This is a genomic window from Planktothrix sp. FACHB-1365, from assembly GCF_014697575.1.
Taxonomy (GTDB): domain Bacteria; phylum Cyanobacteriota; class Cyanobacteriia; order Cyanobacteriales; family Microcoleaceae; genus Planktothrix.
Map to the genome: position 1 here is coordinate 1 of NZ_JACJSC010000054.1, position 18,314 is coordinate 18,314.

Genomic DNA, 18,314 nt, shown 5'->3' on the forward strand with positions numbered 1-18,314 from the left:
CGACTATTTGAATCAGTTGAGCAGTTAGAAGAGTTGTTACATAAATTATTAAATGAAGGAGAGCTAATCATTAATTGGTCTCGTAAAATTAAAAATAAGGGCAATGCTGTTTATTAAATCAAGCTGCGTAGCAGCTTAGCGATCGCGCGGACAAGACATAAATTCCTCCTTGATGGGTCTGTGGAACAGGCATCTTGCCTGTTCATTAGGGTTTCAGGTGTTGCAGGAATATCTGTCAATGTGAACCCTTCACTTCGTTTGAGAGCCAGCGTAGGGAAGAATTTTTACTATCCCTCCAGACCCCACAGAGATCCTTCACTTCGTTCAGGATGACAGCTATCAGACCTTGTTCTGGATGAAAATTATCGATTGGTGTCAGTCCTGTTCCTGACATCCTAATGAACAACAGGCAAGATGCCTGTTCCACGGAGTTGCTGTTTATAATCGGGTGTAGTTTAGGAAATTATGCAGGGTTTTCACCTCACTTGAGAATCTAGGGTTTCAAACTGACTATCAGAAGGGCGATCGCTCGTTTTACGCTTTTTAGTGAAATTTGTTATAAAAATTCATATCTGGGGTGTTGACTGTTGACTGTTAACAGACAACCGCCAACTGACAACAAATTTTCCAATTTTGCATAAAACTGAACCCCGAAACGCCATAGATAGAATGAAAGCGAATCAGAAGTTAGTACCCGAACATGAACTTCCAGCAGAGGAATGAGGAAGATGAACGGTTAAAAAGCCTAGCATTGGAAGCTCAAACCTATCCGGTTTCGAGTCCCCAACGAAAGCAAACTTTAACCCGTTTATTAATAGAAATTCAAGCATCTGGTCGGTTGTCTCGTCCCCGTCGTGGGGAATTTTTACCAGGGATTTATGAAGAAATCTATGCGATCGCATTACAACGACTTTGGCTTGATGTTTGTACCCATATTGATAAATATGATTCCACCAGAGCACCTGTGATTCGATGGGTTAACTTTTTATTAGAAACCCGTTGGATCAATCAAGCTATTCGAGAAGTGTTCGGAGAAAATCAACGAATTGTACAACACCTTGAGGAAAATCAACTTAACTTAACACCCGTAGAATCTGAACAATGTTTATCTGAATTAGTTTTAGAATATATTGAATCAGATCCTCAACAACAATTTAAAAATCACTGTGTTCGGGGTCATCCATCCGCTAATTTTAAAACTCTCGTTAAACGACGATTAGCCGGACAAAGCTGGGAAGATATTTCTGAAGAATTAGGGTTAAAAATACCAACCCTATCTAGTTTTTACAAACGAGCTATTCAAAAGTTTGCTGTTGAAATTAAACAGAATGTAGAAAACTAATCCCTTAATCGTTCAACCCTATTCACCCTAAAATTATAACTTATGAATTCTCCCTTAACAATTCCCTTAACTCTTAAAGACCGTGATCTTGCTCAACGCTTTAAAAATCAGCAACCCAACCCTCAAAAAGCTGACCAAGTATATTCTCAAACCTTAGCGGTTTTAGCGGTAGATTATTACTGTCAATGGCTAGGAATCGAAACTGATTTAGATTCCGATGACAGTTGGAATCCGATTGTTAAACTTTTATCTAATTCTGCCGATTTAACTCTAAAAAACATCGGAAAAATAGAATGTTTACCCCTATTACCCGGAAATAACCGTGTTAAAGTTCCTGTAGAAGCCTTAGCCGATAGAATCGGATATATTGTTGTGCAACTCAGCGATGATTTTCGACAAGGGAATTTATTAGGATTTGTACCTTCTGTTTCCTCTGGAGAGTTGAAAATAGAAGAATTGCGATCGCTTTTAGAATGGATTAATTATTTAGAGACTTTTAAGGAAAAACCAATTTTAACCCAGTGGTTAAAAGGTATCTTTACTGCGAGTTGGGAAGGGGTAGAAATGATAGAATCGATGTTAGAGTCTATCCCACAAAAACCCGCTTTTAACTTCAGAAGTCATTTAACTCATTTATCCTCTTCTCCTGGGATAAAACGTGGTAAATTATTCAATTTAGAACGCAATGGGGAAGAAGTTGCTTTATTTATTAAATTAAATCCCGTAACTTCATCAGAAATTGATATTTCTGTTCAATTATCTTCCTTTGAACAACTCAATTTACCTCAAGATTTACAAATGATGGTTCTCGATGAAACAGGAAAAACCGTTATGCAATCTGAAGCCAGAGGAAGCGAAAACTTACAATTTAATTTTAGAGGAGAACAAGGAGAAGCATTTAGTGTTAAGATTGTTTTAGGAGAGGTGAGTATTATCCAAGATTTTGTGGTTTAATAGAAATGGGTTTCGGGTTTTAAGGTTTAGGTAGATGGAGGAAGTTAAAAGTTATCGTGATTTAAGGGTTTGGAATCGAGCCATGGATTTAGTAATAGAGTGTTATCGCTATTATGGCTAAAATTGCTATTTTCAAGTTGAAGGGAGATTGGGATATTCAGGGTTTTGAAGTTACCCTGGAAATCAGGGAAAATACGGGTCATCTCGTTTTAGAAAAACAAGGTTATCTTCCCCCCAATTCTGAATTATTCCAACAGTTACAAAACCATTGGAATGAAAAATATCGCAGTTTAGGTTCCCCGGCTAGAATTAAACCCCAAAGTATTATTCTCCAAGGTTCAATTCATCAACGAATTAAAGCTTGTAAAACTTCTGCGGATGAATTGCGATCGCATCTCAAAACTTGGCTTGATTGTGACACATTTCGTCCCTTAGATCAACGACTTCGAGAAGAATGTCAACGAAATGAAGAAATTCGGGTATTAATTCGCACTTCAGATCTGACGTTAAAAAAACTACCCTTACATTTGTGGGATTTTTTTGAAAGTTATTCCAATGCTGAATTAGCGATTAGTCCCTTAGAATTAGAACCCCTGGCTGGAAATCAAATATTTCGCCCTGGCTCTCGATTGAAGATTTTAGCCATTTTAGGTCATCAAGACGGAATTAATATAGAAGCTGATTTAAAACTTTTGCAAAGTTTACCCCAGACAGAAGTTACATTTTTAGCCGAACCGAAAAAACATGAAATAAATGATCAACTGTGGGGACAAGCTTGGGATATTATCTTTTTTGCCGGACATAGTGGAACCGAAGGAGAAACCGGACGAATTTATATTAATCCGCAAGACAGTATCCCAATTGAAGAGTTATGGTATGGCTTAAAAAAAGCTGTTCAACGAGGATTAAAACTAGCGATTTTTAATTCCTGTGATGGCTTGGGATTAGCTGAAAAACTCGACGATTTGAATATTCCCCAAATGATTGTTATGCGGGAATTAGTGCCAGATTTAGTTGCCCAAGCTTTTTTGAAGTATTTCCTCCTGGCAATGACCAAAGGAGAATCCTTATATTGTGCAGTTCGAGAAGCACGGCAACGGTTACAGGATGAGTTTGAAGACAAGTTTCCCTGTGCAAGTTGGTTGCCTGTCATTTATCAGCATCCCGCCTATTTTCCTGAACTTTTCCAATATCCCCTTCAAAAGCAATTTTCTTTTTCAAAACAGGCAAAAGTCGCTTTACTTTTATTAACTTTAGGAGGGTTTAGTTGGTTTATGGTTAGACCGCCACTTGCTAAAACCTTACATAATCAATGGTGGGATTTTTATCAATCTGGTCAATTATCCTTAGTACAAATGACGCTCAAATTCGCTTTAATTTTAGAGCCTAATAATCGCGCCACCTGTTATACTTTAGGAAAGCTTTGTGAGTCGGTTCAAGACCTAGAATGTGCTCGAAAACACTTTCAATTTGCTGCCCAGGAAGGTTTGCCTGCTGCCTATAGTGATTTAGCTCGATTGATGATAGTTAAAGACTATGATTATAATCAAAGTGCTCATTTAAGTCAGTTAGGACTTAAATGGGTTGACGATGAGGATCAACAGGTGCGTTATTCCTTGTTAAAAAATCTAGGTTGGGCGCGGTGGAAACAGGGGCGCGATAGTGAAGCTTTAAACATTTTAGAAACCGCTAAGAAACTGAACCCTCAGCGCGCTGCCGCCTATTGTTTGATAGCCCAGGTTAAAGATGAACGGGGAGACAGGTTAGGAGCTTTGCCGTTTTGGAAAAGCTGTTTAAACTTAGCTCAACCGGATCTCCCTGATGATGACTCCTGGGTTGGGTTAGCTCAAAAACGGTTAGAAACTAACCAACCTCTCCTTAGTGAGGGCATGGAATAATTCGACCGTCTGTATCTTTACATTGGGAGGTTTGAGAGGCGTTATTCTTTTGAGAAGAGGTTTGAGCGATCGCCAAAGAATGCTGCATGAACAAGATGGATGTCAGCAACAAGACGGTTACAGGTTTCCATTGCATAAACTCGGATCTCCTAATCTGAGTGAGGAAAAGCGAGTAGGCCTACTGCATTTGGATAATTCTTATATTTGTTAATCCGATTGAGTTGAAGAAATTATGCACAACAAAGTTGACATATAGATCAACTTAAAGCCAATGGTTTAAAACTAACCTTTTGTGATCAAAGAAAATAGTAAAATAATCAGGTAGATAGGTATTCCTAAGATCAAAACAATAATTAGCAAGGATAAGCTCAAATTAAAAATAATCATGAGAATCCCTAAACAAAACCCCATAATTTGACCGATTAAAGCCAGAAAAGTTGATAATAAATCAATTTCTCGTTTGAGGAGACGAGACAATAAAGGAGAGATTATATCCGAAAGAATCCGCACAGGAATATAGGCAAGAAATATAGGCAAGCGAATGATATAAAAAATCACCTTGAGGACAGCCACTATAATTCTGAAGCCATCCAAAACTAAATTTTTAGGAAATTTTAAGCGCCATTTTAAGCGCAAGTATAGAAAAACACAAACTTTAATTAAGGAAACCAGAGAAACTGCCACAATAAGTTTTGGTTCTAAGTAATATAAAGCAGGTTTTCTGTGCCAAGCTCGATAAAATTTAGGATAACTTACATGATCTGCACAGTACCAGAGCAAATCAGAAAGTTGTTCAAATTTATAAGAAGATTCACTATAAATTTCTACAACACTAGGATAAAATACAGTAAAAATAACTCTTTCAAATTGTGTTCCTTTCAGTGTTGACTTAAAGATTTTTATAATTTGACGGATATCCTGATCACTATGATATTTGATTAAATCAATTAAAACTTCTACGGTTTGAGGTAGACCAGGCATCACTTCTCCTAATGTTTTCGCAGCCCAAATTCGTTGTTGAGGATTCGGATTAGTTTGCATAAATTCAATTAGAGTGTCTTTTAAATATTTTCTTTTGATCGGATCTTGGATTTCTGAAATTCGTTTAGCCAAGGAGAGAAAATAATCGCTAGCATCCGTACTATAATAATCCTTCTCAATTGTATAGTGAAGATTTATTAACGTATCTAATGCTGTTATATTCCCAGGATCGATTGACAATATAGTTTTAGCAGTTTTCAAGCGAAATACTTCATCAGGACTTTTCAGTAATGGAGTTAAGATGGGTAATAGATTGGAATTTTGATCGGCTATCTCACCTATTTTTTCCATAGAAAAAGCAGTTAACCAATGTTGAAATTGTAAATCTTCAATTTTATGATCTGAGAAATAATAACTGTAATTTTTATGGTTTATTTTTAGGCAATTTAATTCATTAAAGATATACGCTAATCCGATATTCATAATGTCGATTAAAGTTTGCAAAGCCATTGGATGATTAGGACATATTTTTCCTAGACTGTGAGCCGCATATAAGCGAAATCGCTGTGATTCAAAAGTGGGTTGAGTAAATGGGGTTAAAATTAATTCAAGCAAAGTTTGTACCGCTTTAGGATGTTGGGGGGAAACTTGACCTAAAGCTTCAGCAAAATTGATTTTCCATAACCCATCCGACCAACATAACAAGTCCTTATCGAATAAAGTGGTTTGCTCAATATCCTCTAAATCAATGGTAATTTTATCGATGCGATCGCTTAACACTTGAATTAAATCTGGATGATCTGAATCTGTAGCAATTTTGAGGATTAAATCAAGTAACCTCCGCATAGTTTCACCATTTTTAGTGGTTGCGATACATTCACTAATTTTCTTAAAAAGCTGAGGGTTATCTTGACCGAAATATTCTAAAACTTTAATCGCTTTTTGACCAATATCATCTGCATAAAAATAATTAATTAAAGGATGATTAAGTTGAATTAAATCCGTTAATGTTGTAATCGCTTCAGGGAGTTTAGGATTAACTTTAAATAAATTAATAGCTGCACATAACCGAATATATTGATGTTGATCTTGAGTTGTATTCAATAAGACTTTGAGTTTATCTACTACTTTGGAAATACTCACTGAGCCTAAATGAGCTTCAAAAATTTTATAAATTTCCACATCATAATAATTAGAATAATCATAGACATGATAGAGATTTTCCACTAACTTATCAAATCCTGTTAATAAATCATGTTCTTTTTCGGCGATAATAGCTAGTGTTAAAGCTTCTTGATCCCGAATGTAATTTGATGTATTTTTATTATTAATTAATTCTTTTAAATATTCAATTGCATCTTGATTCCCTTTAGCGATAGACCATAGCTGCTCAAAGGCATAATATCGAATTTGGGGATCAGTTTGGATTAATTTTAAGTAAATATTAATGCTAGTTTGTTTTTCAATCCCAAGGGTTTGAAGTGCATAAGCTATATTGAATAACGTCCAAATATAATCAGGAGGCACTTTCTGACTTAGCTCTAGCAAAAATTCTTTAGCTGTTTTTCCATCTGTTTTTAATAAAGCCTCATAAGCTCTGTCTCCAATCGGCCGTTTATAGACAACCCAACAATCTTGATCCGGGTTATAATCAATTAAACTAATGGGAATGACTTTTTTTAAGATAGCTTTGGCAAGTTTTTCATTACATTGTTTGAATTCTGCTAAACTAACCACAGCAATAAATCTAGCTTTTAGCTGATAAAAATTATCACATCGATCCTCAAAACTTAATAAGGCTTCTAAAAAATTTTCCTTAATCCAATCAGGAACATCTTTACGCCCTAACCATAATAATATAACTTCTTGCCATTGAGGTTCAAATATACGGTAAATTCCATAGGCAGGATCAAGGTTTAAAACGTGATCATGATTTAAAAAATATTTCCAATCTTTGTTAGAAATTGCTTGGGCTGCAAAGTATTCATGAAAAGTCGGATGGGAGAACGCATAAACAGGTTCCTGAGAACTGAATTCATTAGATCCAACTGGGTTCAGCCATCCCAACTTCAAAGCAAGCGGTAAATCTCCAGCAAGGGTTGACCAAGCCATCAAATGGGAAATACGAAAGGGAGAAACAGACTGGTTCCAACCCATTTTTTCCAACATTTTAAAAAGTCTTTTATTTTTTTCCGGTGATCTTCGGTTAACAATTTCAATCCAAGGTCGAGATAAGAAAGGAATTGTTTTATCAAAAGTTTGTTGAGCCAGTTTAGCCAATTTTCTATTTAACAACTGAATTTTACTCGATGTCAGGGGAAAAGATTGATATTTCCATTGATAGATAGCTTCAACAAATTGGCTATAAAGTTCTGATTTTGTTTCTGGTAGAATTCCCTTTTGCTCCCAAACTAAGCAGAGTAACGAAAGCTGTAAAGGATTTTGAGCGAGGTCTTTAATTCGATTGAATCCGGGTTCATCTAAAGCAAAACGTAAGGCAAAACCTTTTTCTTTTTGGCTTGCGAACCAACGTAAAATAAAAGATTTAACCTGATCGTAAGGTTGATCATAGCTTAATTCAAGATGGCGATAAATATCAAAATTTTGTAGGGATGTTTTATTGGCTGCCCAAATATTGAAACGACAAGTGAGTATAATCCTAGCTTGTGAAATCCAAGAAGAATTTAAAATTTGTTGATAAATTTCCCCTAAAGAGTTTCCTGAATAAGCTGGAGTTTCATCGGCTCCATCTAATAAAAGCCAAACTCTTTTTTCTCGAAATAGGTGTTCTAAGTTTTCAGCCGTTATCTCATCAGAACTTTTTGTAAGATCTTTAACTCGTTCTAGCCAAGTTTTTTTGAGATATTTTTCCAAATTTTGTTTTGCATTTAAGTCGGCTAAAGAAATCCAGATTACTAAAGATGAGTTTAGCTGAAGATCCCAGGTGATTGAGTTTGCAATTCGTTGTAAGAGTAAAGTTTTTCCAACTCCAGGTTCTCCAATAATCGCAATTTTAGAACCTTTACTTTTAGGGGTTTTTCCTTGTTTGATCACTTGCTTTAAAAAATGAAAATATTGAAGTTTTTGGGTAATTATATATTCTGAAAGCGAATATTTTTGCTGATTTTCATCAGTTTTAAGTTGTTCAAACAATCCCAAAGTAGGTTCAATATAAATATCTTCTACTTCCCATCCTTTATAACTGCGATTTTTTGATTCGCTCTTAGCGTCCGTTTCAACTTCTACATTTGCAGGGAGAGGTAAAGTTCCTTGAACAAACATATTAACTTTTAGTCGTTTCAGCGCATCTAAAACTAACATTGTACAGCAGCAACTTTCCCAAGTTGGAGTGACATTCAAATTGTTTAATAAGTCTTGCCAATTTAGACAAGGATCAATAGGATTTTGGCAGATAATTGGTAGCCAACTGGCATAGGGATAATCATTTTCTAAATCTTCTAAACTTTTTCTTGCCAACTTAACAGAAGTATAGAGGGATTCTTGATTGTGAGCAAAATGAACTAGAAAATTTTCTAAAAATTTGTGTGCTACTGGATCGGGAATTGGCTTTCGCATCACAATAACCTGAGGAATTTGTAGGTCTGCGAGTCCTTGAGCTAAACCTAAACCGTCACAGGAGTTGAATATAGCAAGTCTTAAACCTAAAGCAATAGCAGACCGTAAAGCTGACCTTAACTCAGGAATTGTTAAGCTATCTTCAGAGTTAATATCAATTCGTCCATCTTGATTCCAATCAGTATTACTGTGACCTGCAAAAAATAGAATATCCCAGCCTTTTTCATCCCAAAGTTTTTCATAGATTTCTTGACGAGTTAGGGTGGATTGGTTGGGTTTATTTTCATCTAACCCTAAAAATACAATTTCTGCTTGTTCGGGTGGTAAAGCTTTTAAAGCTTGCCAATCTGGTGAAATATCAATTCGACTACGATCACCCAAAATTGCCAAAATTCTAATTTTATGTCTCAGATTTAACCAACTTCTTTTTCTCGAAGGATAAGGAGTTGGAAAACTTAAACTGACTTCTATTTTAGGGTATGAATTTAAAATATTCCAGCTATGCCAAGGGAGTTGCTGTAATTGCTGATTGTCTGTTTGTATAAATAACTGAACTTCAGTATTAGCGTGCAATATTTCTGTCAATTTTTGGTGAATCGGATGAAAGGATTCTGAGTTTAGCCATCGATTTAAGCTATCTTGTAAATTTGTTGCTTTTGCTCTAATTTCCTGTTTTTTCTGTTCATCTTCCTGTTTTTTTTCAGTTGATGTTTTGGCTCCTGGCTTCTCAGTGAGACGACTACTCCGTTTGCGATCACTGGATTCCCACCATTCCTGAAAAGACTGAAACATTTGTAATGATCTCGGTAAAAATGCCGAGATTTCACTGTCGGTTTTATCCCCAAATAGAAGGGTAACAGTAAAACCTTTATTAAAGTTTCCATCTTTAAAGTTAAGAACAGTTATATTATTCATAATCTATTTTTATATTCAGTATTTTTGCATAACAGTATGGTTGCCATCCAAGGTAGGTAAACTATTGCGTTCGTAAGTATTCAGTGGCTTTATCCTATCAAACCAAATCAGCCAACAAATCCGTCACTTCCCCCTGCTGATTTTTACGATTATCGTCATAAATCATCAACGTATTCAAATCCGAATGGCGACTCAATTTCTGCACCTTTCGCACATCCCCATTGGTTGCTTCCAATGCCGCCGTTATCCCCGAATGACGAATCCGGTGAGGCGATAACGGTTTATTAATCCCTGCGTCTCTTGCAATTTGACTAACAATCTTATAAACCCCCGTCCCCGTCAGCCGATGTCCATAACTCGCTCTATCCAAGGCAATAAACAATGGTTTAGAGCGTTTTAATTCTCGTCTGGCCACCAACCAATCTTGAAGCGCTTCCACCGTTGGCTTTGATAACGTCACCGTTTCCTTCTGCGTTCCCTTCCCTTTCCCCAAAATCTTGAGTGTTTTCCCCTCCAAATCCAAATCCTCAAGATTAGCTTGACATACCTCTTCCCGCCGCAAGACATTATCCCATAACAACCTTAATAACGCATAATCTCGCTTTCCCTTAACTGTACGACGATTGGGAACTTGCAACATCCTCTTAAACGCCACCGGGGGAATTCCTGTGGTATCCCGATAAGTCTTAACTTTCTCCCCCTTCAATTCTGCTAATGTCCAAGCACATTGTCCAATCCGATAAGCGAATGTAACCAACGCTTTAATCGCAGCTAAACGTCGATTTATTGTGGCTTCTGATAACTTCCTTGACAATAATTGCTGCTTATAACCTAATACCAAACTTAAAGCTTGTTCCTTGGATAGCTGTAAAAACTCAATCACTAACTGGGCGGTTGGTTCTTGATGAGCTACTGCCCAAAAGAAATCCTTCAAATCTCGATTATAAGCTTTCCGAGTATTCTCCGAACGCTTCGTGGCTAATAAATCCTCCATCACATTACGTTCAGCTAATGTCCCAGCAACAGAAGCCGGAACAATTTCAACAGCAGAATGAGACGGGAGGGTGTTCATAGGGATTATAGAGTGCGGAGTTCGGAGTGTGGGGTGCGGAGTGTGATTTAGAGAGACTTGAGGAAGATAAAAATAGGATTTAGGTTTGATTTTATCCCAAATTTTTGGTCAAACACTTCAACAAGAAATCGATGGGAACTAAATCTCAACCAGAAATTGAGAAATTGCCTGCTGTTGAGCCAGCGTAGCATACTGACTATCTGCCTCAATTAAGTTAATTTCAGGTTCCTGGCTCAAATTAGACAAATCCTGGTAAATCTCGTAACCTTTCCTGTCTGGTAAATCCCAAACAACCAACGTAATTTCAGACCAAAAATTTAAGGGTTCAGGTTTGACCAAATCTCCAATGACTCCCAAGCGAGTTACCCCATATTTAGAACGCAATAGGGTAGCAGCTTGACGAGCTAAATCCCACCAAGCTGCTTTCCGTTGGGCATCTTGGAATCTCAGAGTTTCTGCTTCTAATAACGCGGTTACCCACTCAACGGGCGACAAAACCTTTAAAGCATCTGCTAAACCGCATGTCATCAGTAACATTCCAATTAAGTTGCGAATGCCTTCTTTACTGCCAATTTGAGGTTTCCCATCCCCAAACTCAAACTTGGCTTCTGGACACCAAGAAATATACTGTTCAAAAGAAATGATGTACTCTGGCACTCCACCTGCGGCGTAATAGTCTCGTTTGATGATGCGGTCTGCGTATTCATGTCCGGGTCGTAGCACTTCGAGTACCATTTCGGCTGGCCCTTCGAGGTAGTATTCTCTAAGTGTGTTGCGCGGTTGCCCTAAAAATAAGAGGATGTCTGGGGTGAAGCCATTGTTGCCCAGGCGCATGACAAAATCACGACTGAACGATTGTCCTCCTAGTTTTTCTGCGATTTCCCAGAAGGAGTGGCTAATATAACTGCGGATGGGATTGTGGTGCTTTTCTTCTCCTCTGGAACCGGGTAGCAGGTCTTCGGGTTGGTAGGGGAAACTAGCCGCCCAGGTTTGTAAGGTGGTGGCGATGGTTTCTGTAATGTCTAATCCGGGTGGAATCGGCGCATTATAGGTAAGACGGAGAGCTTCTAACCATTGTTTGATGGGGGCTAGGGCGATGGCGGCACGCGCTCCCCATCCGGTGAGAATTTGTTGGAGTAGCAAACGGCTACCAACTAGAGTATTACCGACAATTAGCTGGGATTCAATCAATTCTAGTTTGGCTTCTGGGCCTGAGTCGATAAATTCATTGAACAGGTTTGATGTCATTGCCACATCTCCTTAAATACCAGTATTTTTTGTACTGATGTTCTAGCCTTACTTTTAAAGAGTTTAGAATATTAAATTCATATTTAACGCCATTCCCCCTGCAAAGTAAACGCAGCCCAATAGTAGGGTGATTTCCATTCTGTGTCTGTTTGCATTTCTAACTGCGCCCTTCTGAGTGCTTGTGTGGGTGATAACTTTTCTTTTAATAACAAACGATAAAATCTCGTCATCAATTCAGCCGTCGCTGCATCATCAACATTCCATAAACTCACCAAGACTCTGGGTGTACCCGCATACATAAATCCCCTTGTTAATCCCACCAAACCTTCTCCGCGAACTTGTTTTCCAAGTCCCGTTTGACAAGCACTCAAAACCACTAAATCCGCCGACAAATTCAGGTTAAAAATATCATGGAGACGTAAAAACCCATTGATAGGATTTCCTTGTTGATCAATCATTGATAAAACAATCCCAGAAAGTTCAGGATTAACACTATTCAATAATCCATGAGTTGCAAAGTGAATCACTTTGTATTGATTCAGTTGAGGAGCAGTAGCGATCGCTCGATTTGTGGCAAAATCAAAGGTAGAAATAGTCTCAGATTCGGGTACAAGGGCGAGAATGGCTTCCGCTTCAGTGCGAGTCCCCGGAAGTCGTTGCCAAACCCCAATATCCAATTGTCGGGCAGAACGACTAAGATTATACTGTTCCCAAGTTTCGCTTCGGGTGGAAGTTGGGGTTTGTAATCGGCTATCATCGGAACTGAAAACCGGATCAGCAAGAATTGCAATAGTTTTGGGTGCAGGTTCTCGTTTTTCAGCATCTTGACGGAGAATACTTAAAGTTGATGCTGAAGGAAGATTGACAATTTCGTGATTAAGAACTAAGGGAAAATAATCGGGTTTTTCTGATGAATTAATGGGCAAAGCAAGAGCATTCCAGGGAAGATAATGTAAAATTCCATCACTAACAATTGCTAAACGTTTATTCTTCAGTTGAGAAGCAACGGGAGCTAAAATCATCTGAGAAAGAGATTCGGAGGCTGTGGAGATATCCTCAGAAATAGAACGTTGGTTAACAACCCCAGTAAAAAATAGCCGTGCGGCTTGTTCAATTAATGCTTTTGGCGGGAGTTCATAGCTAGTCATACTGTCTTTCGTCACAGCCCAAAGAAAACTGCGTTTCTCGCCTAAACTATATTGTAAAAGTAGCGTATCCTCATCCAGAATTTGTTGCTGAATTTGTTCTAATGTCAGGGGTTGAGGTTGAGTCAGTGCCGCATAACTGGGACTGGTTTCGCGGATTTTGGTTTGAACTTCTTCATATTTACGCAGAAGATATTGTCGTTCTTGTTCGAGAGCCGTCTTTTCTTCTTCGGTGTTATTTTCACTATGATAAACTTCCACTCGTCGTTGTTCAACAGCATTTAATTGTTGCTGTAAACTTCGTTCTTGAATGACCAATTGTGGCTCAACACCTTTACGAATATCGGTATTAGCTTCGGCGAGAAGTTCAAGGAGACTTCTGGCTTTAGAACGTTCACTAATATTGAGTGCTTCAGCATCATATCCTTTTGAGGGGTTTTGTTGATGCAGTTTCATTAATAAGTCGATATAGAACTCATAATAGTCTTGTTTGGATGCAAAAAAAGCCAGACGTTCTTCTGATGAAAATTTACGGTTTCGTATTTCTTCAATTAAAGAAATTGCGATTTTAATCTGAGTTAAAGCCTCCTCAAGATTACCTCTTTGTTGTTCAACGACAGCAATACCTAATCGATTTTCGGCTTGAAGTTCAGGATAGTTATCCCTTTGCAAGTTTAGAGATTTATTGAAGAACTGCAAAGCCTTTTCAAGTTCTCCTAACTTAAAATAAACTTTTCCCATTTCTTGATAAAGAGAAGAATTCGGTTTTTGATTAGAATCTATAGCTTGTTGTAAAAATTTCAATGCTTTGTCGAATTCTCCTAATTTCGAGTATATCCGTGCAATATTTATAGAAATCCAGAGGGAATCTGAAGCGGAACTAGCGTCATTTTCTTTTGAAATTTTGAGTGCTTGCTGGTAAATTTCTAACGCTTTTTTTAAATTGCCACGTTGCTGATAAACTTCACCGATTTTATTGAGAATATTACTTTGTTGTCGATAATTCCCCAACTCTTGATACATTTTCTTAGCTCGATTATAAAATTCTAAAGCTTTTTCCTCATCTTTGAGTTGGGAGTAGGTATCCCCAATTTGTGTCAGAATCGAAGCTTCTTGACTTTGATTATTAATGGTTTGAGCAACTCTCAAGCCTTGATTAAAATAGTCTAAAGCTTGTTGATAGTTTGTGCTATAATAATAAATTCTAGCAATCGAGATTAAAGTATCTGTTTCTCCTTCCGAAAAACCGCTTTTTTGGTAAATTCTTCTCGCTCGATTGAAAAACTCTATTGCTTGTTTTGAGTCTCCTAGTTTAGCATAATCTTCACCAATCCGAATCAGACCAACAACTTCTCTATCCGACCCTAATCTTTGATAGATAGTCCCGTATTGATTAAAAGAGTCTAAGGCTTTTTCGGGGTCGCCAATTTGATAACAAAGTTGACCAATTTCTCGAAACATTTCTGAGCGTCTAACAAGTTTTGATGGGGGGAAGTTTTGAGCATTGGTTAGGGATTTTTTACAGTATTCTATAGCGGTTTCTGAGTTTCCCATATAAGCATAAATTCGACTGATTCTGAGCAACATATCAAGGGTTCGTTCTTCTCGGAAGTTTGCATCTGCTTCTTCCTCGTAAATTGCTAAAGCTTGCTGATAGAAATCTAATGCTCTTTGAAACTCTCCTAATATTGTGTAAGTTTTACCGATTTCATAAATTGTCCATGCTTCCCCTGATTTATCTCCTTTTTGTTGATAAACATTGCGTGCTTGGTTAAAAGTTTCTAGGGATTTGTCTGGGTTTTCTAATTCATAATAAAGCTGACCGATTGTTCTCAAAATTGAGGCTTCTTTTTGATAGTCTCCTGATTTTTGAAGAATTGGAATAACTTGATTGTAGAATTCGATTGCTATTTTTTGATCTCCCAATTCTTGATAATCGGAAGCAATTTGCATGAGGATTTTTACAACTTGTTCAATATCACCTTTTTCTTGAACAACGTTTCCAGCTTGCTGAAATGCTTCTAATGCTTGCTGTTTTTTCCCTAATTCATAGTAGAGTTTACCAACAAGTCTCAATGTATAGGCTTGGTCGCTGAAATGATTCATTTGTTGATAAATAAGAACAGCTTTAATATAAAATTCTACTGCTTTTTCTGGGTTTTCTGATTTTAGATAAAAATTTCCCAGTTGAGCAAGTGTTTGTGCCGTTTTCTCCTGATTTCCAATTGTTTGATAAATTTCTAAAGCTTGATTAAGGCTATTTAATCCTTTTTCAGAATCTCCTAATCTCGCAGAATAAATCAACGAAATTTTATCCCGTAATAAATTAGCTTCCGCTTCCAGATTTCCCGTTTCTCGATAAACCATGAGTGCCTGATTAAAATATTCTAGCATTTTTTCCGAGTTTTCTTGGTCTCCATAGCGTTCAGCAATTTTAATCAGAAAACTCGCTTCGCCTTGGTCATCTTGCCATTTTTGATAAATTTTTCGAGCTTGATGATAAACTTCTTTTTCTTGGCTTTCATCTTTTAATTTAGAATAAATAGTTGCCAAGTTAAATAAAATAATCGGTTGGCGATAGTCAAATATTAATGCTTGTTGTTCATCGCCAAGTTGAGTATAAAATTCACTGACTTTCTGAAGGGTTTTTAATTCTTGTTTGTAGAATTCCAAAGCTTTGTCTACCTCTCCTAATCGGAAGTACATTAACCCCAACCGATCTAAAATCTTAGCTTCTCCAACTGCATCACCAATTTCCTGATAAATGCCTAATGCTTGAGTATAAAATTCTAATTGTTTTTCACGATTTTCTAGGCTACGATAGTAATCAGCGATGCGGGTTAAGGTCAGTGCTTCTCCCTGTTTATCACCTATTTGTTGGTAAATCTTTAAGGATTGATTGTAGAATTCTAAGGTTTTTTGTTGATTGTTTAACCCCCAATAATCAGCCACAACACTCAACAGCTTTGCTTCGCCTTGGCGCACAGTTAAATCCTGATGATCCAAAGACTCATTATTTTTCTGGTAAAGAGCTAAAGCTTGATTAAATAAATCCCATCCGACTTGCTCATTTCTGTAGTTAATAAGATGCAATTCACTCAGATGATCTAACACTAAGGCTTGTCCTTTTTGATCACTGATTTGTTGATAAATTGCTAAAGATTTTTCAAGTAATTTTTGTTGATCTTCTTCATCCTCATGTAAATAGAGACTTCTCGCCATTGCATTGAGAAGGCTGGCTTCTCCAGATAAGTGATTCATTTCCTGGTAAATTTTCAAAGATTGTTGATAAAACTCTAAAGGTTTTTTAGAATCTCTATGCTGTTGAGTTAATCTGAATTGTGATAGCCGAGAATCGATGAAAAGATCATGTTCAAAACTAAACTGTTCTTCTTCTTTCCCTTGTTCTAAGTTAGCAATATAGGTATTTCCAATTTCACTTAAAGTCAATGCTTCTTGAAGGCGGTTCCCAAGTTGTCGGTATAGGTTTAAAGCTTCGGTGTAGCGTTCTAATGCGGGGGCGGTTGCACCTATATTTTTGTAAATTTCACCCAGTTTAAGTAAGGTTAATGCTTCTTGAGATTTATCTCCTAATTGTTGCCATTTTAATCGTGCTTCTGACCATTTTTTGAGTGCTTCTAGCTGAGATGGAATTGTTCTTTGTTGTGTCAGTTTTTCAGCTTCATTAACAAGCTTTTGAACTGCTGTAGAGGTTTGATCAATTTGAGAAAGTATTTCTGACGGTTGCAACTGAGGTGCATTTTGATGGCTAGATTCTGCTGTCCCAACTTCTGACAGGAGTACCAGATAAACCCAAAACGTTAAACTGAGTTTAATGGACTGTTTTATTAAATTTGTAGATTCATTCCTCATTTTTTACCTCTGCTTGATCAGAATTTTCGGTTAAGTCAATCTAACGCCAACCTAGTCTTTACTACTTCTACTTATTTCTCAGCGAACTGGGCTTATGCAATTTTATAGTATTTGATCTACTCACCGATAGTCACAACTTCACTGACTGACACTACTGAAGGTAGTCTTACTCTATCTGGAGTGTCTGTTTAGAAAGAAATGTTACCCGAAGCACCTATCTGAGTCGAAGTCAAGTTCTGTTATACTGAAATCAATAGGGTTGAGAAGACTAACGTCTAAAATGGCTAAAGATATTTTCCATGAACAAGTTAGAAATGCTTTAATTAAAGAGGGATGGAAAATTACTCATGATCCTTTAACCCTTCGCATTAGTGAAGCTGTTAAATTACAAATTGATTTAGGCGCAGAAATTGCGATCGCAGCGGAACGAAATTCTGAAAAAATTGCTGTAGAAATTAAAAGTTTTATGGGAGATTCTGATATAAGTGCCTTTCATACGGCTTTAGGACAATATCTTAATTATTGTCAAGCCATTGAAGAGCAAGAACCCGAACGCATTGTTTATGAGGAGATTAAGCAATGGATAAAGTAGAACGTTATCGCCAATTAATTAAACAAATTTTGACTGAACACGCTGACATTGCCATGACAACAGATACAGTGAAAGCCGAGTTAATTTTTGATAGCGAACATGACCATTATCAACTGGCTTATGTCGGTTGGCGAGAAGATCACCGAGTTTTTGGCCCGGTGATGCACTTTGATATTCAAGACGGCAAAATTTGGATTCAATACAACGGGACAGAAGACTCCGTTGCAGAAAGATTAGTCGAGATGGGTGTACCCACTTCCGATATTGTGATTGGTTTTCATTCCCCATTCAAACGTCAATTTACTCGTTATGCCATCGGTTAGTTAGGCATTTGTAATAAATTTAAAGCGATCGCCTTGACATCAGTTGGGTCAACTAAACATCCCTATTCTCCCTCTAACCAGGGAGACAATTTCTACAAAAATCTGCAATTAGTGGAGCAGGTTAAGGCGATCGCAACAGAAAAAAACATCACTCCAAGCCAACTGGCTTTAGCTTGGTTACTGGCACAGGGAGAGGATATTGTACCGATTCCTGGCACTAAGCGTCGCACCTATTTGGAGGAAAATGCAGCAGCAACCCAATTTATGACCCACATTCCGCAGATAGGAGTCAAATTTCCCACTAATTCTAAAAAATTGAAATGGGTTTAAAATTTTTGATGAACTTCCGAGGCTTTACTATCAAATTGTATAGCTAGTTAACCGTTATTTAACTA

Annotated in this window: 11 protein-coding genes and 1 pseudogene; 7 read left to right on the top strand and 5 right to left on the bottom strand. The window is 37.3% G+C overall.

All coding sequences use genetic code 11. The features are described from left to right. The 4 genes and pseudogenes from H6G57_RS29295 to H6G57_RS28145 all read left to right on the top strand — a co-directional run. A pseudogene (locus tag H6G57_RS29295) lies at positions 1-117 on the top strand (IS630 family transposase); the annotation flags it as partial. 583 nt (positions 118-700) lie between these two features. Continuing rightward, positions 701-1,342, top strand: a complete 642-nt coding sequence (locus H6G57_RS28135) for a sigma-70 family RNA polymerase sigma factor (RefSeq protein WP_190525061.1) — start codon at positions 701-703, stop codon at positions 1,340-1,342. A gap of 42 nt (positions 1,343-1,384) precedes the next feature. After that, positions 1,385-2,296, top strand: a complete 912-nt coding sequence (locus H6G57_RS28140) for a DUF1822 family protein (RefSeq protein WP_190525063.1) — start codon at positions 1,385-1,387, stop codon at positions 2,294-2,296. Between the two features lie 113 nt (positions 2,297-2,409). Beyond that, a complete protein-coding gene (locus H6G57_RS28145) occupies positions 2,410-4,194 on the top strand; it encodes a CHAT domain-containing protein (RefSeq protein ID WP_190525065.1) in 1,785 nt (594 codons plus the stop codon). On the opposite strand, the gene H6G57_RS28150 is transcribed toward H6G57_RS28145, so the two are convergent. The 5 genes from H6G57_RS28150 to H6G57_RS28170 form a co-directional block, all read right to left on the bottom strand. After that, positions 4,175-4,330: a hypothetical protein gene (locus H6G57_RS28150; protein ID WP_190525067.1), complete on the bottom strand. Its 156-nt coding sequence runs from the start codon at positions 4,328-4,330 to the stop codon at positions 4,175-4,177. The two genes, H6G57_RS28145 and H6G57_RS28150, sit on opposite strands and share 20 nt — an antisense overlap. Before the next feature lie 146 nt (positions 4,331-4,476). After that, complete coding sequence (locus tag H6G57_RS28155; RefSeq protein WP_190525069.1) at positions 4,477-9,666, bottom strand: NACHT domain-containing protein; 5,190 nt, start codon at positions 9,664-9,666, stop codon at positions 4,477-4,479. 97 nt (positions 9,667-9,763) lie between these two features. Next, positions 9,764-10,738, bottom strand: a complete 975-nt coding sequence (locus H6G57_RS28160) for a tyrosine-type recombinase/integrase (RefSeq protein ID WP_190525071.1) — start codon at positions 10,736-10,738, stop codon at positions 9,764-9,766. Between the two features lie 138 nt (positions 10,739-10,876). Further along, positions 10,877-11,986 (bottom strand): Uma2 family endonuclease, encoded by a 1,110-nt coding sequence (locus H6G57_RS28165; protein WP_190525073.1) that lies wholly within the window; start codon positions 11,984-11,986, stop codon positions 10,877-10,879. Between the two features lie 83 nt (positions 11,987-12,069). Further along, positions 12,070-17,004 (bottom strand): DUF2225 domain-containing protein, encoded by a 4,935-nt coding sequence (locus H6G57_RS28170; RefSeq protein ID WP_190525075.1) that lies wholly within the window; start codon positions 17,002-17,004, stop codon positions 12,070-12,072. A 280-nt stretch (positions 17,005-17,284) separates the two neighbouring features. On the opposite strand from H6G57_RS28170, the gene H6G57_RS28175 reads away from it, so the two are divergent. From H6G57_RS28175 to H6G57_RS28185, 3 genes are read left to right on the top strand one after another with little or no spacing between them, the layout of a single operon-like run. Further along, positions 17,285-17,596, top strand: a complete 312-nt coding sequence (locus H6G57_RS28175) for an element excision factor XisH family protein (RefSeq protein ID WP_190525077.1) — start codon at positions 17,285-17,287, stop codon at positions 17,594-17,596. Beyond that, positions 17,584-17,919, top strand: a complete 336-nt coding sequence (locus H6G57_RS28180; protein WP_190525078.1) for a XisI protein — start codon at positions 17,584-17,586, stop codon at positions 17,917-17,919. The genes H6G57_RS28175 and H6G57_RS28180 overlap by 13 nt, the downstream gene beginning before the upstream one ends. A 33-nt stretch (positions 17,920-17,952) precedes the next feature. Next, positions 17,953-18,249: an aldo/keto reductase gene (locus H6G57_RS28185; protein ID WP_242049119.1), complete on the top strand. Its 297-nt coding sequence runs from the start codon at positions 17,953-17,955 to the stop codon at positions 18,247-18,249. Positions 18,250-18,314: the final 65 nt, after the last annotated feature.